Origin of the sequence: Streptomyces atriruber, from assembly GCF_001418325.1 — a bacterium.
In the GTDB taxonomy this organism is placed as follows: Bacteria; Actinomycetota; Actinomycetes; order Streptomycetales; family Streptomycetaceae; genus Streptomyces; species Streptomyces atriruber.
This window is the reverse complement of record NZ_LIPN01000323.1, coordinates 1-5,401: the sequence shown is the minus strand read 5'-3', so window position 1 is coordinate 5,401 and position 5,401 is coordinate 1. Positions and strand designations below refer to the sequence as shown.

Annotated in this window: 5 protein-coding genes; 4 read left to right on the top strand and 1 reads right to left on the bottom strand. The window is 73.1% G+C overall.

Translation table 11 applies throughout. The features are described from left to right. Positions 1–283: 283 nt before the first annotated feature. The 4 genes from AOK03_RS29700 to AOK03_RS29685 all read left to right on the top strand — a co-directional run bounded on the left by AOK03_RS29700 (position 284) and on the right by AOK03_RS29685 (position 4,901). A complete protein-coding gene (locus AOK03_RS29700; RefSeq protein ID WP_055568451.1) occupies positions 284–979 on the top strand; it encodes a GntR family transcriptional regulator in 696 nt (231 codons plus the stop codon). After that, entirely contained in the window at positions 976–3,384 is a 2,409-nt protein-coding gene (locus tag AOK03_RS29695) for a dolichyl-phosphate beta-glucosyltransferase (protein ID WP_055568450.1), read from the top strand. The genes AOK03_RS29700 and AOK03_RS29695 overlap by 4 nt, the downstream gene beginning before the upstream one ends. 121 nt (positions 3,385–3,505) lie before the next feature. Further along, positions 3,506–4,156, top strand: a complete 651-nt coding sequence (locus AOK03_RS29690; protein WP_055568449.1) for a hypothetical protein — start codon at positions 3,506–3,508, stop codon at positions 4,154–4,156. 130 nt (positions 4,157–4,286) lie between these two features. Continuing rightward, the gene (locus AOK03_RS29685) at positions 4,287–4,901 is read left to right on the top strand and encodes a dihydrofolate reductase family protein (RefSeq protein WP_055568452.1); all 615 of its coding nucleotides are present in this window, start codon (positions 4,287–4,289) and stop codon (positions 4,899–4,901) included. Positions 4,902–4,937: 36 nt separating this feature from the next. On the opposite strand, the gene AOK03_RS29680 is transcribed toward AOK03_RS29685, so the two are convergent. After that, on the bottom strand, positions 4,938–5,401 hold a 464-nt coding region (locus AOK03_RS29680; protein ID WP_157869111.1), incomplete at its 5' end, for an SLATT domain-containing protein.

Sequence of the window (5,401 nt, the reverse complement as noted above, 5' to 3'; positions counted from 1 at the left end):
CGGGCCACGCCCCCCCATCCGAGCCACGCCCACCATCCGAGCCACGCGGACCGGCCGAGCCACGCGGACCGGCCCGGCCACGCCCACCACCCGGCCACGCCCACCATCCGTGCCGCGGCACGGCACGGGTGGCGGGCTCAGCCCCGGTGCAGCCCCGGTGCACCCCGACGCACCCCCGGTGCCGGGTACCTGTCAACAGGGCCCCGGCCCCGTGGAACCCGGACCACGTAGTCTGACGTGCTCGTAAGCAAGACGACCACGCCAGACTCCGCGGGGGAAACAGATGCCCGGCACCGACGGCCCCGCCGTCATCCGCAGCACGCTGCGCCAGCAGATCGCCGACGCCCTCCGCGACGAGGTCCTGGCCGGCAGGCTCGAGCCGGGCCAGGAGTTCACGGTCAAGGAGATCGCCGAGCAGTACGGCGTCTCCGCGACCCCCGTCCGCGAGGCCCTGGTGAACCTCACCGCCCAGGGCCTCCTCGACGCCGACCAGCACCGCGGCTTCCGCGTCCACGAGCACACCCTGGACGACTACCGCAGCATGCTGGAGGCCCGCAGCCTCGTCGCCGACGGCATCTTCCGCGACCTCGCGGCCCACGGCGCCCGCCGGGACGTCTCCGACGCCCTCTTCTCCGTGCGCCGCCGCGGCGAGGAGGCGGCCCGCGCCGCCTGCGCGGGCGACCTGACCGTCCTGATCGGCTACGACCTCCGCTTCTGGCGCGAGCTCAGCGCCCTCTTCGGCAACCCCTACCTCTCCGACTTCCTGCACCGCCTGCGCGTGAAGTCCTGGGTCTGCGCGGTCACCCACCTCCGCCGCTGGACCGACATCAAGGGCGGTGACCTGCGCGGTCTGCTCTGGTCCCGGCACACCGAGCTCGTCGACGCCCTGGTGCGCCGCGACCCGGAGGCGGCCCACGCGATCGTCGTCGAGTACAACGCGCACTCCCTGTCCCTCATCGAGCGGCTGGCCGCTGCATGAGTGTGGACCTGTCAGTCGTCGTTCCCGCCTACAACGAGGAGGAGCGCCTCGGCCCCACGCTCGACGCGCTCCGCGACCACCTCGACACGACGTACCGGGGCGGCTGGGAGCTGATCGTCGTCGACGACGGCTCCACCGACGGCACCGCGGAGATCGCCGCCGAGGCGTCCGCCGCCGACCCCCGCGTCCAGCTCGTGCGGGGCGGCCGCAACCGCGGCAAGGGCCACGCCCTGCGGCTCGGCGTCCTCGCCTCGTACGGCCGCCGCGTCCTGGTCACCGACGCCGACCTCGCCGCGCCCATCGAGGAGCTCGACCACCTCGACAAGGCGCTCACCGACGGCCACGCGGCCGCGATCGGCTCCCGGGCCCGCCCCGGCGCGACCATCGGCGCCCACCAGCACCGCCTGCGCGAGCTGCTGGGACGCACCGGCAACTTCCTCATACGCACGGTCGCCGTCCCCGGCATCCGCGACACCCAGTGCGGATTCAAGCTCTTCGACGGCGACCGGGCCCGTGAGGCGTTCGCCGCGTCCCGGCTGCACGGCTGGGGCATAGACGTCGAGATACTGCAGTACTTCCGGCGGTCCGGCTGGCCCGTCGCCGAGGTGCCCGTGCGCTGGTCCCACCAGGAGGGATCGAAGGTCCGGCCCCTCGACTACGTGAAGGTCCTGGCCGAGCTGACCATGCTCAAGGCCCGCGCGGTCCGCCGCGCCGACCTCCTGGTCGCGCTCCTCTTCCTGGCCCTCTCGGTCACCCTCTACTCGGGCCGCTGGGTGGCGCCCGCCCACCGCTACATCCCCGACTCCCTCCAGGACCAGAACCAGTGGGAGTGGTTCTTCGCGGTGACGGCGGACAACGTCCGCCACCTGAACAACCCCCTGCTCACCACCCTCCAGAACGTCCCGGACGGCGTGAACCTCATGGCCAACACGGTCATGCTCGGCCTCTCCGTGCCGCTCGCCCCCGTGACCTGGCTGCTCGGCCCCGCGGTCGCCCTGAACGTCGCGATGACGGGCGGCCTCGCGGCCACCGCCGTCAGCTGGTACGTGCTGATCCGCAGACGCCTCGTCCCGCACCGGGGCGCCGCCGCCGTCGGCGCGGCCCTCGCCGCGTTCGCGCCACCGATGGTCAGCCACGCCAACGCCCACCCGAACTTCATCGTCCTGTTCATGATCCCGCTGATCATCGAGCGGGCGCTGCGGCTCTGCGAGGGCACCCGGGTCGTGCGCGACGGGGTCGTCCTCGGCCTCTTCACGACGTACCAGATCTTCCTCGGCGAGGAGCCGCTGCTGCTCGCGGCGCTCGGCATGCTGCTCTTCGCCCTGGCGTACGCGGCCGTGCGCAGGGACGTGGCACGGGCCGCGTGGCGCCCGCTCGCCCGGGGCCTCGCCATCGCCCTCGCGGTCACGATCCCCCTGGTCGCCTTCCCCCTGTACTGGCAGTTCTTCGGGCCGCAGAGCTACCAGAGCGTGCTGCACGGCGACAACGCGGGCAACAGCCCGCTCGCCTTCTTCTCCTTCGCGGAGCGCTCGCTCGCGGGCAGCCACGAGACCGCCGACCACCTCGCGATGAACCCGACCGAGCAGAACGCCTTCTACGGCTGGCCGCTCGCCGCCCTGGCCTTCGCGATCGTCGTACGCCTCTGGGAGCGCGCGGTCGTCAAGGCGCTGGCGTTCACCGTGCTCGCGGCCGCGCTGCTCTCGCTCGGGCCGAAGTTCCGCATCCCGCTGACGGACGTCGTCCTGCCCGGACCGTGGGCGGCGCTCTCCGACCGGCCCCTCTTCGAGTCCGTCATCGAGTCGCGCGTCGCGATGGTGTGCGCCCCGGCGCTCGGCATGCTGCTCGCGCTGGCGCTCGCCCGTCTGCTGCTCGCTCCGCGGCGCACGCACCGATTCGCGGGGGCGGCGGCCGTGGCCCTCGCGCTGCTGCCGGTCCTCCCGGCGCCGCTCAAGGCCGTGGACCGGGTCGACGTGCCGCCGTTCATCGCGCAGGGCACCTGGCGCTCGTACCTCGGCGAGGGCGAGACCCTCGTCCCCGTGCCGGTCCCCGACCCCGCCAACGCGGAGGGCCTGCACTGGCAGGTCGACGCCGAGCTGGGCTTCCGCATCCCGGGCGGCTACTTCAACGGCCCCTGGGGCCCGGACCGCATCGGCATCTACGGCCCCTCGCCCCGCAATACCTCGAACCTCCTGCGGGACGTCCGCTCCTCGGGCCGCGTCCCCGAGGTCACGCCCGCCTGGCGCGAGGCGGTGCGCCAGGACCTGGAGTACTGGAAGGCGGGCCTCCTCGTCCTGGCCCCGCAGCAGAACGACCGAGAACTGCGCGCGACCGTGGACGCGCTCCTTGGGCGTCCCGGAAAGTGGGTAGACGGCGTATGGATATGGGACCTGCGCAGGGGCAGTTAGGGGACGGGGAGCACGACTACGCTGCCTGCACGCGAGATGACGTTCCGTACGTTCCTGCAGTCCCGTACGTTCCTGCGGTCCCGTACGTCCCTGCCGCCCGACCCGACCCGAGGAGACCTTCTTGGCCTGCGACCTGTGGCTGGTCCCGCTCGTCGACGTGCTGTGCCACAGCGCCGACAATCCGTTCGCGGAAGAGCTCGCCGTCTACGACAAGGCACTGCACGAGGCGGGCCTCCCGCCCGTCCCCGTCTTCGCCTACATGCCGGGCCTGTCCGGCGACGTCGCCCCGGTCGCGGGCTTCGACTACGACGCGCTGCACTTCCTGCGCCGCGCCTACCTCCTGCAGATCTGCGGCCTGGAGGTCACGCCCGTGGACGAACTGGGCGGTGACTACGAACAGCTCCTGGAGATGTTCGACGCCACGGCCCAGCAGTCGCACCTCGTCTGGCACTACGACCACGCGGGCGCGTACGTCCCCGTGGACTTCCCGGCCCCCCTCTCCAACGACGAGCTCCTCGCGGGCGGCGGCCCGCTGGGCTCCTCCCACGCGCTCCTGCGCGAGCTGGAGTACGTCGCCCCGTCGATCGGCATAGACCCGGCGAATCCCCCGCTGGCCCCGGCCCCGCCGTCGGCCCCCACGTCCCTGGAGGAGCCCGCGGCCCCGTCCCCGCCGGACGAGAGCCCCTTCGCACGCGAGCGCCACGTCTGGCTGGGCCTGCACGCGGCGGCGACGCGGAGCCTGGCACAGGGTTCGATGATCATCTACAGCTAGGGCCGGACCGGCTCCGGCGATGAGTTCGGGCGGCCCGCCGGGTCTGACTGTCGTACGCGCGTACACACACAGGAGGAGCCACGTGAACCGGAAACCGGAGCGGCAGCAGCTGCTGAAGGTCCAGAACTTCATGGTGTCGCAGGACGGCTTCGGCACCGGAGAGGGCCAGAGCCTGGAGCGCCCGTTCGGCCACGCCGACCCCAGGGAGCTGGCCGCCTGGGCCGGCGCGACGGCGAGCTGGCCGAACCGCACGGATCCCGGCGGGACCCGTGGCCTCGACGACTACTTCACCCGCGACTTCAGCCACAACATCGGCGCCGAGATCATGGGCCGCAACAAGTTCGGCCCCCAGCGGGGCCCCTGGCAGGACCACGAGTGGCGCGGCTGGTGGGGCGACGAGCCCCCCTTCCACACCCCCGTGTTCGTCATGACCCACCACGAGCGCCCGTCCTTCACGCTCTCCGACACCACGTTCCACTTCGTCGCGGGCGACCCGGCCACGGTCCTGGAGCGGGCGAAGGAGGCGGCGCAGGGCAAGGACGTCAGGCTCGGCGGCGGCCCCACGATCGTCCGCGAGTTCCTGGAGGCGGGCCTGGTGGACACGCTGCACGTGGCGGTGTCGCCGCTGAAGCTCGGGTCCGGGGTGCGGCTCTGGAACTCGCCCGAGGACCTGTGCGACCGCTACCACCTGGAGGTCGTGCCGAGCCCGAGCGGGGTGACGCACCACTTGTTCTGGCGCAAGTAGGCGGGCCGTCACGACGCGGGACGCCGGGCTTCCGCCTCACCGGGGCTCGGGCGGCCGCTGCCGCGGCATGTTCGGCCGGGCCCCGGGCGGCAGCGGGAACCGCCCGGGGGAGACCGGCGCCTCCCGGGGCGACCCGCTCGGCACCATCGCCTGCATGGCGAGCGGCACGGGCCCGGCCCGGAACTCCACCATCCAGTCCGAGGTCTCCGCCCGGACGAGCTCCGTCACGTCGTCGGTGAACTTCCGCAGCACCCCGAGGCACCGCTCGGCGGCCTCTCCCGCGGTGCCCTCCGTGGGCCCGAGGACCTCCCGCACGCTCTCCGAGGCCCAGTCGAACTGCAGCACCTGGAGACGCCGCTGCACGGCCTGCGCGGTCGCCACGTCCCGCATCCACCCGGACGTGAGCCCGAAGAACCGGTCGCACCCGACGCACGCGACCGCGCCGAGCAACGACACGAACCCCCATCCGGCCAAGGCCCCCGTGGCTCCCGCCCCCGCCC

Excerpts from the sequence above, each read along its gene's own strand:
- AOK03_RS29700 (WP_055568451.1), top strand. The coding sequence starts at position 284 with ATGCCCGGCACCGACGGCCCCGCCGTCATCCGCAGCACGCTGCGCCAG.
- AOK03_RS29695 (WP_055568450.1), top strand. The coding sequence starts at position 976 with ATGAGTGTGGACCTGTCAGTCGTCGTTCCCGCCTACAACGAGGAGGAG.
- AOK03_RS29685 (WP_055568452.1), top strand. The coding sequence starts at position 4,287 with ATGGTGTCGCAGGACGGCTTCGGCACCGGAGAGGGCCAGAGCCTGGAG.